The organism is Myxococcus sp. AM010 (assembly GCF_013372585.1).
In the GTDB taxonomy this organism is placed as follows: Bacteria; Myxococcota; Myxococcia; order Myxococcales; family Myxococcaceae; genus Myxococcus; species Myxococcus vastator.
In genome coordinates, this window is record NZ_JABXEO010000078.1 from 1 (window position 1) to 21148 (window position 21148).

16 protein-coding genes are annotated in these 21148 nt (G+C 69.7%); 5 read left to right on the top strand and 11 right to left on the bottom strand.

Annotation, left to right across the window (positions count from 1 at the left end):
• The 3 genes from HV826_RS28415 to HV826_RS28425 all read left to right on the top strand — a co-directional run.
• A partial coding sequence (locus HV826_RS28415; RefSeq protein ID WP_255217459.1) for a class I SAM-dependent rRNA methyltransferase occupies positions 1-1237 on the top strand: 1237 nt, incomplete at its 5' end.
• Positions 1238-1247: 10 nt separating this feature from the next.
• The gene (locus HV826_RS28420) at positions 1248-1736 is read left to right on the top strand and encodes a YkgJ family cysteine cluster protein (protein WP_176420105.1); all 489 of its coding nucleotides are present in this window, start codon (positions 1248-1250) and stop codon (positions 1734-1736) included.
• 214 nt (positions 1737-1950) lie between these two features.
• The gene (locus HV826_RS28425; RefSeq protein WP_176420106.1) at positions 1951-3066 is read left to right on the top strand and encodes a glycerate kinase; all 1116 of its coding nucleotides are present in this window, start codon (positions 1951-1953) and stop codon (positions 3064-3066) included.
• 9 nt (positions 3067-3075) lie between these two features.
• Here HV826_RS28425 and HV826_RS28430 read toward each other — a convergent pair whose 3' ends face one another.
• From HV826_RS28430 to HV826_RS28450, 5 genes are all read right to left on the bottom strand, one after another.
• Positions 3076-4203, bottom strand: coding sequence for a hypothetical protein (locus HV826_RS28430; protein ID WP_176420107.1), 1128 nt, complete (start codon positions 4201-4203; stop codon positions 3076-3078).
• A 12-nt stretch (positions 4204-4215) separates the two neighbouring features.
• On the bottom strand, positions 4216-6225 hold the full coding sequence (locus HV826_RS28435; protein WP_176420108.1) for a hypothetical protein: 2010 nt from the start codon (positions 6223-6225) through the stop codon (positions 4216-4218).
• A 48-nt stretch (positions 6226-6273) separates the two neighbouring features.
• Entirely contained in the window at positions 6274-8775 is a 2502-nt protein-coding gene (tssI, locus tag HV826_RS28440) for a type VI secretion system tip protein VgrG (protein ID WP_176420109.1), read from the bottom strand.
• 106 nt (positions 8776-8881) lie between these two features.
• Positions 8882-9853 (bottom strand): nicotinamidase, encoded by a 972-nt coding sequence (locus HV826_RS28445; RefSeq protein WP_176420110.1) that lies wholly within the window; start codon positions 9851-9853, stop codon positions 8882-8884.
• Positions 9854-9860: 7 nt separating this feature from the next.
• A complete protein-coding gene (locus HV826_RS28450) occupies positions 9861-11306 on the bottom strand; it encodes a nicotinate phosphoribosyltransferase (RefSeq protein ID WP_176420111.1) in 1446 nt (481 codons plus the stop codon).
• 113 nt (positions 11307-11419) lie between these two features.
• Between HV826_RS28450 and HV826_RS28455 the strand changes: the two genes are divergently transcribed.
• Positions 11420-12640, top strand: coding sequence for an energy transducer TonB (locus HV826_RS28455; RefSeq protein WP_176420112.1), 1221 nt, complete (start codon positions 11420-11422; stop codon positions 12638-12640).
• Between the two features lie 6 nt (positions 12641-12646).
• On the opposite strand, the gene HV826_RS28460 is transcribed toward HV826_RS28455, so the two are convergent.
• Genes HV826_RS28460 through epmA form a run of 3 tightly spaced genes read right to left on the bottom strand, consistent with a single transcriptional unit; the run spans position 12647 to position 15119 of the window.
• A complete protein-coding gene (locus HV826_RS28460) occupies positions 12647-13384 on the bottom strand; it encodes an inorganic pyrophosphatase (protein ID WP_176420113.1) in 738 nt (245 codons plus the stop codon).
• On the bottom strand, positions 13381-14118 hold the full coding sequence (locus HV826_RS28465; RefSeq protein ID WP_176420114.1) for a 1-acyl-sn-glycerol-3-phosphate acyltransferase: 738 nt from the start codon (positions 14116-14118) through the stop codon (positions 13381-13383). The genes HV826_RS28460 and HV826_RS28465 overlap by 4 nt, the downstream gene beginning before the upstream one ends.
• Positions 14115-15119, bottom strand: coding sequence for an EF-P lysine aminoacylase EpmA (gene epmA / locus HV826_RS28470; protein WP_176420115.1), 1005 nt, complete (start codon positions 15117-15119; stop codon positions 14115-14117). The genes HV826_RS28465 and epmA overlap by 4 nt, the downstream gene beginning before the upstream one ends.
• Positions 15120-15149: 30 nt before the next feature.
• Between epmA and HV826_RS28475 the strand changes: the two genes are divergently transcribed.
• Positions 15150-16892 carry a chromosome segregation protein SMC gene (locus tag HV826_RS28475; RefSeq protein ID WP_176420116.1) on the top strand — a complete coding sequence of 581 codons (1743 nt, stop codon included), beginning with the start codon at positions 15150-15152 and terminating at the stop codon, positions 16890-16892.
• On the opposite strand, the gene HV826_RS28480 is transcribed toward HV826_RS28475, so the two are convergent.
• From HV826_RS28480 to HV826_RS28490, 3 genes are all read right to left on the bottom strand, one after another.
• Positions 16889-18661 (bottom strand): CotH kinase family protein, encoded by a 1773-nt coding sequence (locus HV826_RS28480; protein WP_255217461.1) that lies wholly within the window; start codon positions 18659-18661, stop codon positions 16889-16891. The genes HV826_RS28475 and HV826_RS28480 overlap by 4 nt on opposite strands.
• A gap of 436 nt (positions 18662-19097) precedes the next feature.
• Positions 19098-20147 carry an SPFH domain-containing protein gene (locus tag HV826_RS28485; protein ID WP_176420118.1) on the bottom strand — a complete coding sequence of 350 codons (1050 nt, stop codon included), beginning with the start codon at positions 20145-20147 and terminating at the stop codon, positions 19098-19100.
• Positions 20148-20344: 197 nt separating this feature from the next.
• A complete protein-coding gene (locus HV826_RS28490) occupies positions 20345-21145 on the bottom strand; it encodes an ABC transporter permease subunit (protein WP_163786303.1) in 801 nt (266 codons plus the stop codon).
• Between the last annotated feature and the right edge of the window lie 3 nt (positions 21146-21148).

The window sequence follows — 21148 nt, forward strand, 5'->3', positions numbered from 1 at the left end:
GGGCCGGGGCCGTCCCCACGCCCGCCCGGAGAAGCCCGCCCCGGACCGCAGCTCGCCCGAGCTGGGCCCGGACGGCCTCCCCCAGGTGTCGCTGCTGCGCCGCGGCGTGGAGCGCTGGCAGGCCGGCCACCCGTGGATCTACCGCGCGGACCTCAATGGAGACCCCGGGCTGCCCGGCGGCGAGGTGGTGCGCGTGACGGACACCCGGGGGTGGTTCCTGGGCAAGGCCTTCTATTCGAAGCACTCGAAGATTTCCCTGCGCTGGCTCTCCTTCGACGACGTCGCGGTGGACGCGGACTTCTTCCGTGAGCGGCTCCTGGCCGCGGACCGGCTGCGCCAGCTGGCACTCCCGGGGGAGCGGACGTACCGGCTGGTGCATGGCGAGGCGGACGGCCTGCCCGGGCTCGTGGTGGACCGCTACGGCGACTACCTCAGCGCGCAGTTCCTGGTCCCCGCCATGGAGCAGCGCAAGGCGCTCATCGCCGACCTGCTCCAGGCGCAGTTCAACCCGCGCGGCATCATCAACCGCTCCGACGTCGGCGTGCGCAACCTGGAGGGCCTCACCCCGGAGAAGGGCGTGCTGCGCGGCGAACACCCCGGCCCGGTGTCCTTCGACGAGGGCCTGGTGAAGATGCGCGCGGACCTGCTGGAGGGCCAGAAGACGGGCGCCTTCCTGGACCAGCGCGAGAATCACGTCATGGCCGCGCACTACGCCCACGGCGAGGCGCTGGACTGCTTCTCCTACGTCGGCGGCTTCGCGCTCCAGCTCGCCACGCGGGCCCGGCACGTCACGGCGATTGAAATCTCCGAGGCGGCCTCGGCGCAGCTGCGGGAGAACGCGGCGGCCAACAAGCTGAGCAACCTGGACGTGGTGGTGGCCAACGCCTTCGACTACCTCCGCGACGCGGTGGACGACGGCAAGCACTTCGACACCATCGTCCTGGACCCGCCCTCCTTCGCGAAGAACAAGGACGCCATCCCCGCCGCGGTGCGCGGGTACAAGGAAATCAACCTCCGCGCCATCCAGCTGTTGCGGCCCGGCGGCATCCTCATCACCGCCAGCTGCACGTACCACGTGGACGAACAGGCCTTCGAGGACATGCTCGCCTCCGCCGCCGCGGACGCCCGCCGCCGCGTGCAAATCATCGAGCGCCGCGGCGCCAGCCGGGACCACCCCGTGCTGCTCAACCTGCGCGAGACGCGCTACCTGAAGTGCTTCGTGCTCCGGGTGCTTTGAGGCCACGCCCATGCGGACGCGGGACTGGGACGACGAGGAGGACGACGCGCCCCTGGGGGGCACCCGCGAACGGGAGCGCGCGCTGAAGGAAGTGCGCGCCGTCTACCGCCAGGCGGACGCGGCCTACGCCCCCTACTCCTGCCCGGCCAGCGGCGAGTGCTGCCAGTTGGCCGTCACGAAGCGCCAGCCCTGGCTGTGGCAGCCCGAATGGGAGCTGCTGTCCCGAGGCCGCCCGCTGCCCCCGCCCCGCGCGGACGGCGGCTGCCCCTACCTGGACGCCACGGGCCTGCGCTGCTCGGTGTACGCGGACCGGCCCTTCGGCTGCCGGACCTTCTTCTGCCAGCGCATCCAAGGCCCCTCACGCCAACCGGCGGAGACGGTGGCCACCCTGCTGGAGCGGCTGGAGCGTGTGTCCCAGCGCGTGGCCCCTTCGCTGAAGGCTCCGCGCCCCCTGTTGGACTGGCATGCGGAGGCCTGGCGTGCGACCACGAAAGCTTGAATTGCATCTTTTCAATTCAAGCCTAGGCAGGAATTCAAGGCGCGAACGCCCCGTTGATACATAGAAGTGTTGAAACACGCATGACCCCAGGAGTGGGAATGGCGCGGGGAGTGGTATGCCAGGGGTGGGGGCTCTCGCAGGTGAAGGACGCGGTACGGGTCCCCTGGCCTTCTGGAGTTCCCTGGACACCTCGGAAAGCGCCGAACCTTTCATCGTGATTGCTCCTCGCTGGCTCGTCGCACCGCAAGAATTCAAGGGAACGCTGTCCGCCGCGGAGGCGGCCGAAGCCATGGCTCGCGGCCTCCGCGAGTCCTCGCCGGAAGTGGTGCTGGACGTGGCGCCGCTCGCGGATGGCGGGCCGGGCACCGTGGAGGCGCTGCTGGCGGGCCTGCGTGGCGAGCGTCGTCAACAGGTGGTGCGTGGGCCGCTGGGCGCGCCCGTGGAAGCGCACTGGGCCCTGGTGGAGGACGGACGCACCGCGGTGGTGGAGATGGCCGCCGCGTCCGGCCTGTCGCTGCTGGCGCCCGAGGCTCGCGACGCCCTGAAGGCGTCCACCTACGGCACGGGCGAGCTGATGCACGCGGCGCTGGAGTCGGGCTGCGAGCGCCTCATCGTCTGCCTGGGCGGCAGCGCCACCACGGACGCGGGCACGGGGGCCCTCAACGCCCTGGGCTTCCGCTTCCTGGACGCGCGGGGACAGCCGCTTGCCCCGGGAGGCGCGGCGCTGGCCCAGCTCGCCCGCGTGGACGCGAGTGGCCGTCATCCCCGCCTGGGCGCCGTGGAGCTGCTGGGTGCCACGGACGTCACGTCTCCCCTGTTGGGGCCAGTCGGAGCCGCGCGACTCTTCGGTCCGCAGAAGGGCGCGGACGCGGCCGGCGTGGAAGCCCTGGAGACGGCACTGGCACACGCTGCCTCGGTGCTGGGGGAGACGTCCGCGGGCTGGCCCGGCGCGGGCGCGGCGGGCGGCTTCGGCTTTGGCCTGCAGGCGCTCGCGGGCGCGCGACTGGTGCCCGGCTACGAGTTGGTGTCACGCGCGCTGGGCCTGGAGCGGCGCGTGTTGATGGCGGACGTGGTGCTCACCGGCGAGGGCCGCTTCGACCGTCAGACGGCGCTGGGCAAGGGCCCGGGCGGCCTCGCGCGGATGGCCCGCGAGCAAGGCACGCCGGTGGTGCTCTTCGCCGGACAGGTGCGGCGGGATGAGGGCCTGGCGCTGGACCTCTTCCACGAGGTGGTGGAGCTGAGCGCCCACGCCCAGCCGGGCGAAGCGGCCTCGAAGGTGCTGTGCGAGGCCGCCGCACGGTGGGCCGCCCAGCGCCTCAAGGGACGCTGAGCTGGGCCGTCACTTCGAGCCGGGCTTCGCCGGTGCCGCGCCCGCCAGCTTCCAGTGCACCAGCGCGTCCTTCGTCCCGTCATACATGACGAGCGACGGCGCCCCGCCCGTCCACAGCAGCGCCGCGCCCTTCTCCGGGACGGCGCCCAGCGCCAGGGGCGGCTTGAAGGCCGCGCCCACCTGCTGCACGTACAGGTGCGGGTCGCGGCCCGCGCTGTTCAGCACGCGGTAGTAGAGCCAGTCGCCCTCGGGTGACAGCGAGCCCAGCGTCACCGATTCGCCCGACGCATAACGCGCCAGCCGCACCGTCACCGCGGGCGCGCCTTCCCACGACACGCGCCAGATGCCGGGGTCCTCGGGCTTCTCCTTGCCCTCCTCCCGCTTCGGCGCCACGTCACGGCCCAGGGCCACGAGCGCCACCGGCAACGAGGGATGCAGACGCAGCGACTGCACCGTGAGGCCATCCACCGCCAGCTTGCGCAGCGCGAGCGCCAGCGGGTGCTCCGGCTGGGGTTTGGCCAAATCCGGCCCGTAGAGCTCCAGCGGCGCGCCGGGCTTCTGCACCGCCACCAGCCCCGCGCCCGCGTCCCACTTCACCGCGCCGACGACGGAGCCCAGCTCCAGCGAGCCCTGCTGCACGCGCTTGTCGCCGTCCAGCCGCCAGGTGCGCAGCCGGAAGTCGATGCGGTCCTCGGTGACGTAGTGCGTGGTGTCCTCCAGCTCCACCGCCACCACCTGCGGTGTGTGGGAGACCCAGGCGCCGCGGCTGGCCACCTCTTCCAGGCGCCCGGCCATGGACCACGTCTTGGCCAACTGCCACTTGAGGTCGTACAGCACCAGCCGCCGCGTCTGGAGGTACGCCAGGTGCGTGGGTGACGGCGGCAGCATCGCGTGCAGCTCGCCCCCGGACACCTGCTCCAGGTACTCGTCGTCCACCTCGACGCGGCGCACCTCGGGGCCGGACAGCTCCAGCCGCCAGAGCTTGTCATTCAGCGTGAGCACCGCCACCGAATCCGGCACGGGCGCCGGAAACACGAGCGCCACCTCGTTCCAGGGGAACGGCGAGGCCTGACGCACGGGCGCCGCGGGCGCGGGCAGCCCGGGCGTCAGCAGGAAGGGGTCCTTGTTGGGCTCCATGGGCGGGCGCTCCTACTTCGCCTTCGTGGTCGCGGAGAACAGCATGGGGCCGCTGGCCAGCCCGCCCGCCTTGTCAATCTGCTCCAGCGGGTGCTGCAGGCGCATCAGCGTCGTGAAGTTGTCCTCGAGCTTGTCCACCGGAGCGCCCGTCACCTTGAGCTTCTCCTGGAGCGCCTTGAGGCCCTCCTTCATCTTCGGGGCGACCTCCATCATGCGGTAGTAGCGCATGGGATTGACGATGGCGAACTGGGTGAAGAGGTTCACCTGCGTCGGCAGCTCCTTCTGGATGAACTCCAGCCCGCGAATCGTCCGGCTGTACCAGGCCGCGTACTCCACGGGCTCGGCGGTAATCATGTACCAGTCGGTGCCGAACATGACCTTCTTCAGCATCCACGGACTGGACTTGAGGATTTCCGCGAGCAGCTTCCACTTCTGCTTCTCCATCAAGTCCAGATAGGAGATGTCCGTGTAGAAGTTGGGGAACTCGTCGCACAGCTCGACGATGGAGCCAATCCAGCTCTTGTCGTATTGGACCTTCTGGCTGTCCTGCTTGACGGTGAGCCCCTTGCGGAAGTCCCAGAAGGTGCCGTCGCTGGCGAAGTGCGCCAGACACAAGCGCAGCTTCGGGTTGTCATTGAGCACCGGGCGCCACGCCTCCGGGTGCACGTAGTTCTCGTAGAAGTAGCGCATCCGGCCCGGATTCAGCAGCTTCTCCTTGGCCTCGATGGCGTCCTCCACGCCGTTGCGCGCGCGGCGGAGCACCAGCGGGATGTGGCTCCTCCAGCTCGCCTCCAGCTCCGTCACGTAGTCGCGCGCCTTGGTGATGTTCGCGTCCGCGGCGGCGATGGCCTCCTGCGAGGGCCAGTACTTCGGGTCCTTCCGGATGGCCTCGTCCGGCTCATGGTCCAGGTAGAAGCGCCGCTCGTGCGTGTAGAAGCCCGACGGCGTGCAGTGGGTCATCAGCGGGATGTCCTTCGACGCGCACTCCGAGAAGAACCAGCTCAGGATGTCCTTCGCCGGCGCGTGGCGCTCCTTCGGCATGTAGCCCTGCGGGCTGTACATCTTGAAGCCGATGTAGGGCGCGGCCTGGGAGGCCGTCACCACCTTCTTGAAGGGCGCGGCCTTGTCGCCGTTCTTGATGAAGCGGCGCGGCTCGAAGTGATACATCGGCAGCAGCCGGAAGGGGTGCTCCGCCGTCACCTGCTCGGTGTGCCGGAGCTGCCGGCTCCACGTCTCGTGGAGGTCCGCCTCGTCGGACTTCGCGACAATCTTCTCACCCAGGTCGTCGGACTTCGTGCGCCAGCGGTAGGTGATGCCGGGCCCGGACTCCGTCTCCTCCTCGCTGTAGATGGGGTCGCCCTGGTAGCCAGCCAGGTGGCAGTAGTCCATGTCCATGGTGAGGACGATGGACATGCCCATGTAGGAAGCGCTGGCCTCCGCGTGGCCCTGCGTGGACGCATAGGCCCGCAGGGGCGCGGGGATGGTGTACTCCTCCACGTTGCCCATGCCATCCGCGGCGTAGCCCGTCCGGTCCTGGGCGAGGCTGTCATTGGAGCGCACGGCCTCTTCGCCAATGCGGTGCGTGTCGCGGTGGGACACATCCCCGATGTCGGGCGCGAACGGGATTTTCGCCGCCCAGAAGCCCAGGCGGTTGATCTTGGTGCGGCTGGTGCCCGTGCCGATGAGGAAGCCCAGGCCCTTGTCCTTCATCATCTGCACCAGCGCGGGCATGGGCGTGCAGTTGCCGCTCATGATGTGCATGTGCGCGTCGAAGTGGACGGGCGGCAGCGTGAGCGGCGTCCCCGACGTGGCGATGAGGTTCTGCGGCCCGCCGGCGGACACCTGGTTCTCCGGCATGTCCGGGATGATGACCCGGTCCTCCGCCTTCACCTCATTGGCGCCGCGCGTGGCGCGCAGGCCCCCGTTGTCCGGATGCTCGTAGATGAGCTTCCAGTCCTTGAACCCGTACTTCTGCGCGATTGAGTCGGGGGAGTCCCCGTCCTTGACGACGTACGTTTCCATCGCTGGCCTATCCGAAATGGCGCGTGTGCCCGCGCGGGCAGGTACGGCTCAGGAACCCTTGTTGATGCGGCCTGACATCTCTGGGAAGACGATGCGGTAGTCGCCGGGCGGCACCTTCTCCACCACGCCCTTCCCGCTCCCGTCCACGCGGCCCTTCTTGATGCTTCCGTCGGGCATGTGCAGCTCGAAGGGCTGATCCTTGATGGGCTTGCCGTCCACGCCCTTGAGGTTGAACTCGACGTTGACGGGGTCCGGGTCCTTGAGGTGCTCCAGCTCCTTCGCCTCACGCGAGTCGCTCTTGAGCGAACCGGCCGCCTCCATCTTCACCTTGCCACCCTTGATCTTCACTTCCTTGCCGTCGACGGTGAGCGTCTTGAGGGCGAAGGTCACCTTGCCGGACTTCTCCATCTTCAAGATGAGGTTGTCACCGACGAGCAGCGAGAAGGTGTCCGCCTTCAGCTCGAACTTCTTGGCCAGGCCCGCCATGGCCTCGGTGACGTAGATGCCGGTGGTCTTCCCGATGTCCTCTTCCCAGTCCTTGCCGATGGTCAGCGTGAGCTGGCCCTTGGTGCGCAAGTCCCAGTCCTGGCCGACGTCCACCGTCTTGTCCTTGGCGACCGTCTCCTGCCGCGAGCCCAGCACGTGCTCGGTGTGCGCGGCGGCGACCTCCAGACCGCGCGCGCCGCCGGTGGCCTCGTTGTAGGCCAGCGCCACGTTGACGCTGTAGACGCCGCCAATGGTGGTGGCCTTCGCGGCGCCCACGTTCTCCATGGCGCCCTGGAGCACCAGCGCGGTGAGGTTGCCCCCCACCGTCATCGTCTGGTTCCCCTCCACCTCCTCGTCGTGGGACAGCGTCGTCCGGGTGGCGCGGTTGCCCTGCACCAGCAACGTCTGGTTCTGCTCCACGACGCCCACGTCGTCCAACCCCACGCGCAGCTCCTGGTTGCCCTCCACCGTGCGCTCACGGTCCTTCTTCACCAGCAGGTCCTCGAAGCCCGTCACCTGCTGGTCCTTGTCGTTCTCCGTGAGCAGGTCCTCGTCCTTCTGCGCGTGGGTGAAGACCTCCTCCTGGCCCGCCGCGTCCTCGACTCGGACCTCGTTGAAGCCGTCGCTGCCCAGGCTGGACGCGCTCTTGCGCGTGGACTTCGTCTTCTCCCCAGGCAGGCCATACGGCACCGTGTTGGTCCCGTTGTAGACGGCCCCCGCCACCAGCGGCCGGTCCGGGTCGCCTTCCAGGAAGCGCACCACCACCTCCTGGCCAATGCGCGGCAGCCACACGTCACCCCAGGCCGGCCCGCCCCACGGCTGGCCCACCCGCACCCAGCACGAGGACTTCTCGTCCCGCTTGCCCTCGCGGTCCCAGTGGAACTGCACCTTGATGCGCCCGTGCTCGTCGGTGTGAATCTCCTCGCCCGCGGGGCCCACCACCGTGGCCGTCTGCGGGCCCGCCAGCTGCGGCAGGGGCGTCAGGCGCCGGGGCCGGAAGGGCACCGCCTTGGGCAACAACTGGTACTGGTTGCGGTACAGGCCCTGAATCGCCTCGCTGCCCGCGCTGACGTCCGGCTGCGTGCCCGAATGCACCACCTCCGTCACCAGGTACTCGCCCGCGAAGGTGCCGTCCTCCGGCGACTGCACCTCCAGCAGGTACCCGGGCGTCAGGCGCGGCGCCACGCCCTGTCCCATCAGCGTGCGCCCGCCCATGCTGGCAGCCTCCGTGCGCACGTTCGTCGCCGCCTTGCCCACGCCCGGCGCCACGTAGCCCGCCGGGTAGTCGTAGAGCTCCAGCTCCGTGACACCTTCGGGCGCCTGCGCCTTGCCGGAGATGTCCAGGCTGGGCTTCTCGAAGTCGAAGTCCTTCAGGTGCACGGCGCCGGGACGCAGCCGGTGCACCACCTCCAGCGCGGAGAGGTATTCACCTTCCACCACCTCCTTGCCCAGGCTGGGGCGCAGCGGCAGTTGCAGGCCCTGCGGCAGGGGCGCGTGCGCGCTGGGCTTGTCTCCCAGCACCAGCGTGTGCCCGTCCTCGGCGTGCTCGAAGAAGTAGAAGATGCCTTCCCACTCCATGAGGCGGCTGAGGAAGGCGAAGTCGCTCTCCCGGTACTGCACGCAGTACTCGCGGGGGGCGTAGCTGCCGGACAAGGCCAGCCGCGTCTTCACGCCCGCCTCGCCCAGGACGGCATTGAGGATGTCCGGCACGGACTTCTGCTGGAAGATGCGGCTGCGGTGGTGCTGGGTGAGCCGCCACAGCCGGGGCACCACGTGCGCCCGGTAGCGGCGGCGGCCCGTCTTCATTCCCAGCGACTCCACCTCGCGCACCCAGCCATGCACGTAGCGCGGCGCGCTGTCGCGGATGGCCAGCGTCAGCAGCGCGTCCTGCTCCAGCAGCTCGCTGGTGGCGATGGGCTCGCCATCCTTCGCGAAGAAGTCCACCCGGAAGTCGAACAGGTGGCTCAACGCCTCGGTGCCCGAAATGCCCGAGACGCTCAGCGCCTCGGCGCCATGCGCGCCGAGCTGCACCGTGAACGCAGGCGGATTGAACTGAGCGGCCATGACTCCCCCTTCACCGACGCGGAGGTCCCCAGCCTCGCCGGGAACGAACGGGAGATTCTACCACACGCGGGGTACGTGGGCGCACTCGCTCGGAATGCCGCCCCGGCTACCCCTCCAGCGGGTCCGAGGTCCGGACCACCCGCATCCCCGCCGCCTGGAAGTCCCGGAGGGCCTCCTTCGCCAGCCGGGGGAAGTCCAGCGAGGCGGGCAGCGGCGCCAGGGGGGGCGCCGGCACCGGACTCATGGCGTCCTCCAGGATGTGGATGCGGCCCATCTTCGACGGGTCCGTCCGTTCAATGTGACGCCGCAGGTCCAGCAGCGTGTTCAGCACGCAGTGGGAGCTGGCCTGGCCGAACACGTAGACGCGGTCGAAGGACATCAGGTGCTCGAAGAGGCGCGTATTGAAGGCCCCGACCTGCTGCCCCTTCACCTCCGTCACCTCGGGCGACAGCACGGAGTAGTTCTCCGTGAGCGGGTGCTCCCCCTTCAGCTCGAAGTGCGTGGGCACGTCGCGCACCAGGGCGTGGAAGAGGCTCGCCTCGAAGACGGACGGCACCAGCGCGTGGCTCAGGCCGCCCAGCATCGCGTGGAAGGGCCAGACGGTGAGCACGTACCGGCCGCTGGCCTCCAGTTGCTCGCAGTAGGCCAGGCTCTCCTCGTGGGAGCGCGTGGCCCGCCACCGGCCGGAGCGCACGTCTGACGCGGTGATGGCCGTGAGCGGCGGCGGCGGCCGGCCCTCCGCGTCCCGCCACCAGGACGGATGGAACACGTGGAACGCCCGGTGGGTGTCTAGCGAGAACACCAGCTCCGTCACCCGGTCCAGGTTCGCGTAGAGCCAGCGCAGCGTGCGCTGGGTGTCCTCCACCGCGCCGGGCACGAAGAGACTGGCGCCCGGCGTGCAGAAGGCCACCTGCACGTCGATACCGAACGCGGCGATGCGCGTCGCGTCCTCGCGCGCGGGGCGGAGGCGGTGCTCCGCCACGTAGCGGAGGGCCTCCTCCGCCACTTCCGCGCCACGCTCCAGGAAGAGCTGGCTGACGCGGGCGTCCTCGTGGAAGCGGGGAATGGGTAAGGGCATCTCGGCCTCAGCGCTGCTGCTGGGGGAAGTGGCGGCGGTGCAGCGCATCCACCAGCGCCTGCGTCGCGGCGGTGTAGGCCACGCGCGCCTCGGCCGCCGGCTCCCGCGCCCCCACCAGCGACGGAGTCTCCGGCGCGCTCTCCATGAGTGGGATGTAGCCGTCCGGGACGGGCTCGCCCACCTGGCCCACCAGCCCGATGGGCCCCGAGCCATGGCGGCGGCGGAAGAGGACGGGCTCGCCGGGGATGCTCTTCTTGCCCTCGGCCAGCTCGTTGCCGAACTTCATCACCGGCGTGTTGCCCGTGCGCGACAGCTTGTAGATGGCGGCGACCTTGTCCCGGGTGAGCGGGCAGTCCATGGTCCGCGCGACGATGTGACCGCCGTAGCCGTAGAACTGGGCCGACGGCTCCCAGCCCACCTGCCGCCGCAGCTCCTCGAACTCCCGCGTGGCCTCCGCGTCCAGTCCGTCCTCCAGGATGTTGACGGGGCGAATCCCCAGGTCCCGCGCCCGCGTCACCGCGTAGAGGTACTGGAGCTTCTTGTTGCCGGAGTCGAAGCGGATGGAGTCGTTGTTGCCGGGCTCCTCCTGGATGAGCTGGAAGGCCGCGGGGATTCCGGACGTGAGCGTGTCGAAGGTGTCCAGCAGGTAGCTGGAGCGCTGCGGCCGGCGCTCGCGCATGGCCCGGAACGCGGCCTCATCCGAGCCATAGCGCTGGATGTGCTCGTGCCCCATGGTGCCCACTGGGGCCATGCCCAGCTTCGCGGCCCCGTCCACGTTGGAGGTGCGCGTGACGCCAGCGTCCTTGCAGCTTCGCAGCGCCAACTCGTGCTGCTCCAGACAGGTGGCCGCGCGCAGGCCCACCTCGAAGATGCGGGACGGGTCCTCGACGATGTCCACCAACTCCTTGACGGTGGCGAAGACGCGCTTGGCGTAGCCCTCAGCGTCCACGGTGATGGGCACCGCCTTCACGCCCACCGCGTCGAGCGTCTCCAGCGCGATGGCCTTCTGCGCGTCGCACGTCACGGTGGCCAGCGCGCGGGCCAGCGCGTCCCGGTCCGACAGCGCCAGGGTGGCGACCTGGATGCGGAAGTTGAGCTGGAGCAGCAGCGGCTCCACCCAGGACACCAGCGCCGACGGGCCCGTCAGCGTGAGGATGGGCTCGCGCGGGTAGAAGAGCGCGCCCTTGGGGATGGCGCGGATGCTGAGCTTCTCACGGCGGAGGATGGCCGCCTTGAACCCCACGCCCATCTCATAGTCGTACCGGCCCAGGTAGTCGTAGTCCTCCGCCCTGGGCTCCGGGATGAGCGACTGGACGAAGGCCGCCACGTCGAGCGGCATCACCTGGAGCCCCCCCCGCCGGTGCGAGTAGTAGAACGTTTCCCGACGAAGCGGCCAGCCAGCCTCCGCCATGCTGAACTTGTAGCCATCCGTCGCGAGCAGCGAGGTCGACATCCTGGGGTCCTTCCTCCGATGTCGTGAAGAGTAAACGCGTCAGGGTTGCGTTTCCTAATCACCCCTCGTGGATTCCCCGGGCATGACTTGAAAGCGGGGTTAAATGGAGGCGCATGCCCCGTGAGCCCACCAGACGCCTGCTGCCAGCGCTCGTCGCGAGCCTGGGCGTGCATGGGCTCCTGTGGCTGGCCCTGGAGGGCAGGGGGGAGCCCGTCACGCGGCCACCTCCGCCTGACGTGCCACCGGCCCTTGAATGGGTCGACGTGGAGGTGGCGGAGGCACCACCCGCGCGGGCCGCGGAGCCTCCTCCGGAACCCACCTCGCCGCCCAGGGCCACCGGCACTCCGCCGCTGGAGCGCGACCCAGCGCCTGCCCACGAGAGTCCCCAGTTCGCGCACGACACGCCCGTCGCCCAGGCGGACGCGCAGCCTGCACGTGACGCGGAGGTTCCCGACACGGCGCCGGCAAGCCCCCGCTTCGCGGACGCGCCCCTGGCGGGCACACCTCCCACGGACATTCCCCGCGCCAACGCCGCCCCGGGCTCGCGGCTGTTGCTCGCGGCCCGTCAGGTCACCGCGCTTCCAGGAGCGCACCACGGCGTGGCGGCGGAGCTCGACGGCGGCGTCGTGGACCCGCGGGCGCCGCCGTCGGCCCAGGCCCTGGTGGAGGAGCTGGTGTCCGAAAGCGTGGGCCGAGGCCGGGTGGAGCGCGGGCTGGTGCACCCGTACTACGGACAGCTCGGCAAGGCGCTGATGAAGGCGTGGGACGCCGACCGCGCCGTGAAGGAGCACGGCCTCCAGGGCTACTTCGACATGGGCATGGAGCGCGGCCGCGCGTACTCGCGCATCTGGATGGAGCGCGCGTCGGACTACGGCGCGTCGGGCTCGTTCGCCGCGAAGAATGGCCCGGGCGAGGACCGGCGCAGGCCGCTCAGCACGGCCGGAGACCCCACGCTCAATGCCCGCCGCGAGCTGCGCCAGCAGATGCGCCAGGAGTTCCGCACCACGCGCCGTGCCCTCATCCGCGTCATCCAGGACACGAAGGGGAACCTCGTGGACGTGCACCTCCTGGAGCCCAGCCACGAGCCCCAGGTCGACAAGGAGGCCCTCAAGGACGTGCGCGCCATGGCGGAGAAGCTGCCCCCGCCGCCGGACGAGGCCGTGGGCGGCCGCTCGCGGCTCACCAGTGTCTGGGAGTTCGAGCTGCTCATCTCCATCAGCCCGCCCGTCCCCACCTTCAGCTTCGAGTTCGACGAAGCGCTCGGCTTCATCGACGCCCGCCTTCCGCTGGACCGCCGCATCTACAAGCGCGTGCGGCTGGTCGAGGTCCGCTGAGCCGGCTCAGGACGCGCGGGACTTGCGCGCCGCCTTCGCCTTGGGCTTCGCGGGCCTGGCGATCTTCGCCTCCACCGCCGCGCCACGCGCGCGGCCGGAGCGCGCCGTCGTGGTGACCTGCGGGCCATAGAGGCGCGCATAGTCCTTCATGCTGCGCTTGATGACCTCGAGCGCCTCCGGCTGGTCGTAGACCTCGGCGATCTCCACGCTGCGCTTCCCCTCACCGGGAATCTGCTTGTAGGTGAGGAAGTAGTGCTTGAGGCGGTCGAGCAGCGCGCGCGGGAGCTGCGCGATGTGCTGCAGCTCGCCGTACACCAGGTCGGACTCCAGCACCGCGATGATCTTGTCGTCGGCCTCGTCGCCGTCGACCATGCGGAAGCCGCCGATGGGAATCGCGCGCACCAGCAGGTTGCCGCTGGAGATGACCTTCTCCGTCAGCACGCAGATGTCGATGGGGTCCCCGTCGCCCTTGATGTCCTTCAGGCCCGTGCGCTCGGCGCAGCGCTTCGCCACCAGCTCGTCGCAGTACGTCTGCGGGATGAAGCCGTAGAGCGTGGGGCACTGGCTGCTGAAGCGCTGCGGCCGGTCCAGCTTGAGGATGCCGGACTCCTTGTCCAGCTCGTACTTCACCGCGTCCGTGGGGACGATTTCGATGTACGCGGTGACGATTTCGGGGGCGTCCTCACCCGGGGTGATGCCGTGCCACGGGTGCGCCTGGGAGGTGGTCTGGATTGGCTTCTTCATGGCGTGTCTCCCGAGCGCTTGCAGGCCTCGGCATAGAGTTCTGCGACCGCGTCCTCCAACTGGCGCGTGAGCGCGTCGCGGTCCTGCATCGTCAGTCCCTGGGTGGAAATGGGCTTGCCCACCATCAGCGCCACCCGCTGGCCCCACCGCACGGCCCGGCCCCCCTTGGGAAGGATGAGCCGCGTTCCCGACACGGCCAGGGGCACCACCGGAACGCCCGCCTGGATGGCCAGCGCCGCGGCGCCCTTCTTGAACGGCCGCAGCCGCCCATCCGTGCTGCGCGTGCCCTCCGCGAAGAAGAGCACGCTCACCCGCTCCCGCAGCGCCGTGACGGCTTCCGACAGACGGGCCCTGTCTCCCCCGCCGCCGGTGCGCTCCACCGGGATGTTGCCCGCGCGCCGGAGCGCCGGCCCGAAGACGGGGATGCGGAACAGCTCCGCCTTGGCCACGTAACGCGTGTGCTTGCGGATGTGGGCGAAGTTCACCAGCGCGTCGTAGTGCGACTGGTGGTTGCTCGCGAAGACGACGTGGGTGTCAGTGGGGAGGTTCTCGAGCCCCACCACCTCATGCCGCACGCCCGCGGACGCCAGCACCGAGCGCGCCCACAGCACCAGCAAGCCGTCCGCGTCCTTGGCGTCCCGCAGCGACAGCGCCGACACCACGGGAGACAGCACACCGGTGATGCCCACCGCCGCCGTTCCAGCAAAGGCCGTCTGCAGGAGCTTGCGAATCAAACGAACTCGTGGGCGGGGAAGAGGAGCACGTCCGAGATGCGCTGGACCCCGAGCAGCAGCATCAGGATTCTATCGAGCCCGACGGCGATGCCCGCCGAGGGTGGCATTCGCCCTACCGCGTCAAGGAACCGCTCGTCCAGAGGATACACGGCCCGGCCCAGCTGGCGCCTGAGCGCCTGTTCTTCTGTCAATCGTGCGCGCTGTTCCTCGGGGTCCGTCAGCTCGGAGAACCCGTTCGCCAGCTCAAGGCCCTTGGCGTACAGCTCCACCCGCTCCGCCACCGTGGTGTCACCGGGCTTCAGCCGGGACAGCGCCGCCATGGAGGCCGGGTACTCAATCAAGAAGGTGGGCCGCTCGTGGCCCAGGCCGGTCTCCACCTTCTGGAGGAAGAGGTGGAAGAAGACGTCGTCGAACGTCTCCGCGTCCCCGGTGCGCACCCCGGCCGCCTCCGCCGCCCGCTTCAACGACGGGCCGTCCGCGTGCTGGCGGAGGTCCACCCCGGTGGCGCGCAGCACCGCGTCACGCACCGTCAGGCGCTCATAGGGGGTGCGCGTGAAGAAGGCCGGGTCCGCCCCGGGCTCCCCTTCCGTCGCGCCGCGGCCGGCCTCCGCCAGCGCCCCTTCCAGGTCCTCCATGATGGCGTGGTAGTCCGCGTGGGGCCGGTAGAACTCCAGCATCGTGAATTCCGGATTGTGGGTCGGGGAGACCTCCCCATTCCGGAACACCTTGCAGAGCTGGAACAACGGCCCGGCCCCGTCCGCGAGCAGCCGCTTCATGGCGTACTCGGGGCTGGTGTGCAGGTAGAGCGTCCGCGCGGAGCCCACGTCCGTTTCCGGGATGAAGCCGGCCTCGAACGCGTTGATATGCGGCTCCATCCCCGGGGTGGGGATGAGCAGCGGCGTCTCCACCTCCAGGTAGCCATGGGCGGCGAAGAAACGTCGCAGGGCGGAGTAGAGGGACTGGCGTCCCCGGGCGGCCCGCCATTGAGAAAGATTGGGCATGGGCAGCGCGCAAGTAACATGAGGAGCCACATGCACCCAAGGATTCCCCTGCTGCTGGCCTTCGCCTGCTGCCTCACTGCCTGCCCCAAGGGCCCGCCCGCCGATGGCCGGCAGGTCCTCTCCGAGCAGCAGCAGCTCGAGGCGGACGTCAGCGCCATGTCCTCGAAGGCTGAAACCCTCCTCGAAGCCCAGAGCCGCCTGGTGTGGGGCTTCTGGACGGAGGGCCGCCACGTGGACGTCGCCGCCACCTACGCCGGACAGGAGGCGCTCTTCACCATCGAGAACATCCGAAGAATCGACCGGCTGCGCCAGCTCACGGACGACGCCCGCGAGGTGCGCGCCCTCACCGCGCTGCACTCGCACTTCGCCGGCGAGTACCTGTCCCACGCGCTGGCCGAGTTCAACGACGCGGCCGCCAACCTGGAGGCGTCCCTCACCTTCCCCGTGGACGGCAAGGACGTGCGCTACCGGGACCTGGAGCGGCTGCTCGCCAACGAGCGCACGGTGGCGCGGCGCCGGGCCCTGTACGCCGCGGCCACGCCCGCGATTGAGCGGCTCAACCAGACGCTGCGCCGCCGCGAGGAGCGCGCGGACGCGCTGGTGCGCGAGCTGGGCTTCGCGTCCTACGAGGCCTTCGGCAGCGAGCTGCGGCAGGCGGACCTGGGGCGGCTGAGCGTGCTGGCGGAGGAAATCCTCCAGGCCACGCAGGCCCCCTACCGCGTGGTGATGGAGCGGCTGAGCCAGCGCGAGCTGGGCATGCCGTTCAAGGACATCACCCGCGCGGACATCCCCCGCCTGTTCCGCTCGCGCGAGGTGGAGGACGCCTTCCCCAGGGGCGAATCCCTGCTCAAGGCCCACGGGACGCTGTCGGGCATGGGCCTGGACCTGGGGGAGCTGCCCAACGTCACCATCGACGCGCGGGACGTGAAGGCCAAGAGCCCGCGCCCGCTGGCGCTGGCGGTCCGCGTGCCCTCCGACGTGCGCATCTCCTTCAAGCCGGGCTCGGGCGTGCTGCACCAGGCGCGCGTGCTCCACGAGTTCGGCCACGCGCTGCACGCGGCCTTCACCACGGAGACGCGCTTCGAGCTGGCGCGCCTGGGCAACCCCACCGTGGGCGAGGCCTACTCCGCCCTCTTCGAGGACCTGGCCGAGGACCCGGTGTGGCTGGAGGAGCACGCGGGCGTCAGCGGCGAGCAGCGCGCGCAGTACCTGGCCGCGTCCAGCGCGCACAAGCTGTACCTCATCCGCCACGCCGCGGGCCGGCTGCTCTACCAGTTGGAGCTGCACCGCCGCGTCGAAGCGGACCCGAAGGCGCTGTACCGCGAGGTCATGTCGCGCACCGACGACATCCCGATGACGGACGAGGACACCGAGCGCTACCTCGTGGACCAGGAGGACTTCTTCCAGTCCGCGGACAGCTTCCGCGCGTGGTTCCTGGCGGGCCAGCTCCAGGCGCAGCTCAAGGCGCGCTTCGGCCCCGCGTGGTGGCGCACGTCGCAGGCGGGCGAGTTCCTCAAGGCGCTGTGGGCCAAGGGCAACGGCCTGTCCGCGCGCGAGGTGGCCCAGGCCATTGGGGAGAAGGGCATCGAGCCGGACGTGCTGCTGCTGCGGCTGGGCACCACGCTCCAGGTGCCCATGAAGCTCAACCTCGAAGGCGTGGAGGACGCCATCCTCCCCGCCGCGCCCGGGCTGGAGGACTTCACCCAGCCCCCGCCCGCGCCGGGGCTGGAGGACTTCAGCGCCCCCCCCGCCCCGCCCGCGCCGGCGCCCTAGAAAGGACCGAACGCCGCTTCCAGGTGCTGGCGCACGGACGTGGGCCGCTGCGTGGCGTAGTCACGCATCGCGTCCACGTAGTAGCGCCATGACTCCATGGACACCGGATAGCCCCAACGCTCGATGTGCGCGGGCATCTCCGCGGCGACCAGGTCGGTCAGCGACGCCAGGTGCGCCGTCACGCGCTCCTCGCGGAAGGTGTTGTCCAGGTGCCACTGGAAGCGCGACACGAAGCGGCTCTTGAAGTCCGCGTTCGTCATCAGCTTGCGGATGAGCACCACGGACCACTCCGGGAGCGTCTCATCCGTCAGCACCCGGGCCAGCGCGTCGTAATCCGCGTCGCCCAGGAAGGCCCCGTCCAAATCGTAGAGCAGCCAGCGCCAGCGGCCGTCCTTCGCGGCGGGCCCCTGGGCATCTGGCTCCACGTAGCGCCAGAACTTGACGTTGTTGTGGGGCCAGTCGGGGTTCGCGAAGAAGATCTCCGCGATTTGATAGTCGATGAAGTCGTCCACATCCATCATCGACTCCACGTGGGCCAGGTTCTCCGGCAGCGAGAGGTCGTTGTTCCGGACGAAGTCCAGCAGCGCCAGGTAGTGCGACTCGTCGCCCTCCTCGCCCGTGTCGAGCACCCCGTTCAGCTCCAGGATGGCCACCTTCTTGCGGTCGATGCCGTGGCGCGACGCGAGGTAGTACTCGTCATACCGCTCGCGCAGCTCGTGCAGGCCCCAGTACTCGCCGTTGAGGTACAGGACGGTGGGGCGGCAGGCCTGCAGGTGCAGCGCCGTCTCCCGCAGCAGCCCCTGGAGCGCACAGTCGCGAATCTTGGAGTACAGCAGGTCCTGGCCCGACGTGCGGACGATGAGCCGCGTGTACTCGTCCAGCGTCTCGTCGGGGAACACCGCCGCGCGGAACGACTTCGGCCCGTAGTCCTCCTTCGCGTACAGGCGCAGGCTCTTGTGCGGCAGCGCCGCGCTGCCCGAGCCGTGGATGCGCACGCCCGCCCCCTGCGAAATCACCGGCTGGCCGTCCACCTCGAACCACTCCACGTGGAGGGGGCGCTCCCAGTCCTTGCCGCCTTGGTGATAGTTGCCGTTGCCCCATATCCAGTCCGGCATGGGGTCCTCCGCGTGAATCCTCCCGGGGACGTAGATGCCGTGCTCGAAGCCGAAGAAGTGCTCCGCGTCCACCGTCAGGGACATCACCGGCAACGGGCCATGAGCGCTGTCGATGAGATAGCTCCGCGTGCCGGAGGCGCCCACGGGCGTGGCGTCCTGGAACTGCTGGAACCGCACCACGGCGGCGCGGCTCACCGGCCCGCGGGGCGGCAGCCACCGCCAGTCCACCGGCGTCTCCGGAGGATTCGTGGGAATGAGTGACAGGGGCGCGGGCTCGCCCTGTGAGCGCATCAGGACCAGCGGAGAGGTGTAGCGAGGCGAGTCGGCCGTCGGCGTCGACCCATCCAGCGTGTAGCGCGTCGTCGCGGACTCGCTCGTGGGCAGCGTCAGCAGGGACGGGGACTGATAGAGCGCGTGCGGCGTGTCGAAGTCCAACGGCTGGAGCGCCAGCGACACGCGGGCCGGCGTGCCCGAACCGTCATGCGCCACCACTTCGATGGTGTGCATCCTCGCGCCGGGCAGCCATTGGATGCGCCACTGGTCACCGTGCACCTCGGCCCAGCCGAGCAGCACGCCGTCCACGTGGACTTCCACGGCCTTGATGTCACCCTGCCCCTGGATGGTGCCCCGCAGGAAGCCGGTCGCGTTGTCCATGCCGTCAATGGACACGTACGGAACGGACTGCTCTTCCCTCGGACCGTCAATGGACGGAGCCGGCGGAACATCCTCACGGCAGGCGGACAGTGAAACCGTGAGCGCCAACAGCGCCGAGCGGGACCTGTAACGAAACGTCCTCAATGCCTTGTCTCCCTGGAAACCCACGGCCAGCCTGGCTGGCACGGGGACGTCCGGCCCGCGGGGATACACCCCTCCCGCGACACGTCCCACACGCGCCCATGCACGGCGCACGCCTTCTGAGCCCTCAGGTGAGGCGCCCTGAAACGCACACCGCACGACGACCGCGGCGCCCCCTGTGTAGCGCAGGGGACGTTTGCGGTCCATCCAGCCCCGGTGCACGTCGGGGAAAGTACGAGAGCCCCCGCCCGGTGTCGGACGGAGGCTCTGGGTCCCGCGGGGAACACGAAGGGCACTACAGGAGCTTCATCAGCTCCGCGCGCTTCGCGTTGTACTCCTCATCACTGAGGACGCCCGCATCCTTCAACTCCTTGATTTCCTTCAGGCGCTGCGCGGGGCTGCGCGTGTCCGCCGGGGGCGCCGCGGGCGCGGGCTCCGGGGGCCGCTGCTGGTGCGGCTGCTGGTTCATGAACTGCTGGGCCATGCCGAAGCCCATGCCCATGCCCATGCCGCCCAGCGCGTTGCCCGCGCCGCCGCCGCCGTCACCGCCCTTGGCCATGCCCTCGGCCGCGCCGAGCATCGCCTGGCCCTGCGCGTACTGCTGGAAGCCACCGGCCAGACGCGAGTACGCCACGTCCTTGCCCAGCTTCTTCAGCGTCGCCTCGTCCTCCTCCTTGATGGAGACGTGGAGGTTGCCCATCCGCACCACGGTGAGGCCGTAGCCGTCCACGTGGGGCTTGAGCCCGGAGATGACCTCCGTCTCAATCTCCTCGGTGTACGCGCCGCTCGTCACGTCGAGCAGCGGCCAGCGCTTCTTGACGAGCAGCTCCGCGATGCGGTCGCGCGTCACCTTCAGCACCTGGTTCTTGAACCAGCCGAGCAGCTCTTCGTTGCCGGTGCGGCCCATGCCCACCAGGCCCACCACCAGGCGCTCCGGGTCCGTCACGCGGATGGAGAAGTCGCCGTACACCATGGTGCCGATGCCCAGGCCCGTCTCCGGGTCGCGCACGTCACCGATGGGACCGCCGAACTTCACGCCGGCGAACTCCCGCGTGGAGACGAAGAAGATTTCGGAGATGAAGAGGTTGCCGCCCGTGAAGCCTTCCATGAGGCGGGACAGGAACGGGATGTTGTTCGTGTCCAGCGAGTGACGGCCGGGCCCCAGCTTGCCCTCCACCTTGCCGTCCTTCACGAAGAGGGCGACCTCGTCCGCATCGACGGTGAGCTGGGTCAGCATCCGGACGTTGTTCTCCGGATACTTGTAGATGATGTCGCCCTTCGATGAATCCGCCCGGGCGATGAAGTTGCGCTTCGCCTCACCCTTGATGCTGTCGAAGATACCCATTGCCGTCAGCGCCTCCGTGGCCGCGTTGGCAGCCGGTCAACCCGCGCCGCCACCTCAACCCCATTTAAGAGCATGGCATCCAGGACGAAAGCGCGCGCGCTCGCGTACCGGCACCTGCTCGCAACATGCCAGTTTCACTGGCGAAAGCCTAGCCGCTCGGCGGGCTGGATGCTTTGGAAAGCGGGGGCCGGCGTCCGCTAGCCCCAGCGGCTCACCAACCGCTCGCGGTCCAACAGGCGGATACTGGCCCACAGCAGGAGGGCGTCCAGCACCAGCACCACGGCGCCCTGGAGCAGGTAGTAGCCAAAGCCCGCCTTGAGCACGCCCGCCACCTGTCCGCCCACCATGCCCACGAGGGGCAGCACCACCAGCGCGGACAGCTGCTGGGCCATGCGCGCCTCGCTCACCCGGGCGGAGATGAGCACCGCCACCCCGTTGCCGAAGAAGGCGAACAGCGGCGCGATGACGAACACGCCGAAGGTCCACAGCGCGTTGGGCATCAGCGGCATCTTCACCAGCGGCCACGCGACGATGTCCACGCCCACGCAGAACAGGACGAAGGCCGTCCATGTGATCGCCACGGACGGCACCAGCGCCGCCAGGCTCTTGCCCGTCACCAGCTCCGCCGCCGTCACGGGCGAGGCCAGGAGCGGCTCCAGCGTGCGCCGCTCCTTCTCCCCCGCCACGCTCTGCGACGCGATGAGGATGGGCACGAACACCGGCATCACCAGGAACATGCCGAACCAGTCGGTGAGCGTCTTGTCGATGAGGAAGCGCGCGGCGCTGGCCCCCAGCGGCAGCGTGGGGTCATAGAAGAGCGCCACGCTGCGCAGGTCCGCGTGGTCCGGCGCGCGCACGTACGTCCACACCACGCCAATGGGCACCAGCACCATGACGGCCGGGAGCACCATCATGGACACCAGCAGGCCCACGTTCTTTCGCAGGTCCAGGAAGTCCTTCCAGAACACCGCCAGGGCCCGCTTCGGACGGAACGCCATCGG

What these genes read in the sequence shown, in the direction of transcription:
- HV826_RS28480 (WP_255217461.1), bottom strand. Translation starts at nt 18,661, where the DNA reads ATGGACAACGCGACCGGCTTCCTGCGGGGCACCATCCAGGGGCAGGGT.
- HV826_RS28485 (WP_176420118.1), bottom strand. Translation starts at nt 20,147, where the DNA reads ATGGGTATCTTCGACAGCATCAAGGGTGAGGCGAAGCGCAACTTCATC.
- HV826_RS28460 (WP_176420113.1), bottom strand. Translation starts at nt 13,384, where the DNA reads ATGAAGAAGCCAATCCAGACCACCTCCCAGGCGCACCCGTGGCACGGC.
- HV826_RS28435 (WP_176420108.1), bottom strand. Translation starts at nt 6,225, where the DNA reads ATGGAAACGTACGTCGTCAAGGACGGGGACTCCCCCGACTCAATCGCG.
- HV826_RS28475 (WP_176420116.1), top strand. Translation starts at nt 15,150, where the DNA reads ATGCACCCAAGGATTCCCCTGCTGCTGGCCTTCGCCTGCTGCCTCACT.
- HV826_RS28420 (WP_176420105.1), top strand. Translation starts at nt 1,248, where the DNA reads ATGCGGACGCGGGACTGGGACGACGAGGAGGACGACGCGCCCCTGGGG.
- HV826_RS28490 (WP_163786303.1), bottom strand. Translation starts at nt 21,145, where the DNA reads ATGGCGTTCCGTCCGAAGCGGGCCCTGGCGGTGTTCTGGAAGGACTTC.
- HV826_RS28430 (WP_176420107.1), bottom strand. Translation starts at nt 4,203, where the DNA reads ATGGAGCCCAACAAGGACCCCTTCCTGCTGACGCCCGGGCTGCCCGCG.
- HV826_RS28450 (WP_176420111.1), bottom strand. Translation starts at nt 11,306, where the DNA reads ATGTCGACCTCGCTGCTCGCGACGGATGGCTACAAGTTCAGCATGGCG.
- tssI (WP_176420109.1), bottom strand. Translation starts at nt 8,775, where the DNA reads ATGGCCGCTCAGTTCAATCCGCCTGCGTTCACGGTGCAGCTCGGCGCG.
- epmA (WP_176420115.1), bottom strand. Translation starts at nt 15,119, where the DNA reads ATGCCCAATCTTTCTCAATGGCGGGCCGCCCGGGGACGCCAGTCCCTC.
- HV826_RS28445 (WP_176420110.1), bottom strand. Translation starts at nt 9,853, where the DNA reads ATGCCCTTACCCATTCCCCGCTTCCACGAGGACGCCCGCGTCAGCCAG.
- HV826_RS28455 (WP_176420112.1), top strand. Translation starts at nt 11,420, where the DNA reads ATGCCCCGTGAGCCCACCAGACGCCTGCTGCCAGCGCTCGTCGCGAGC.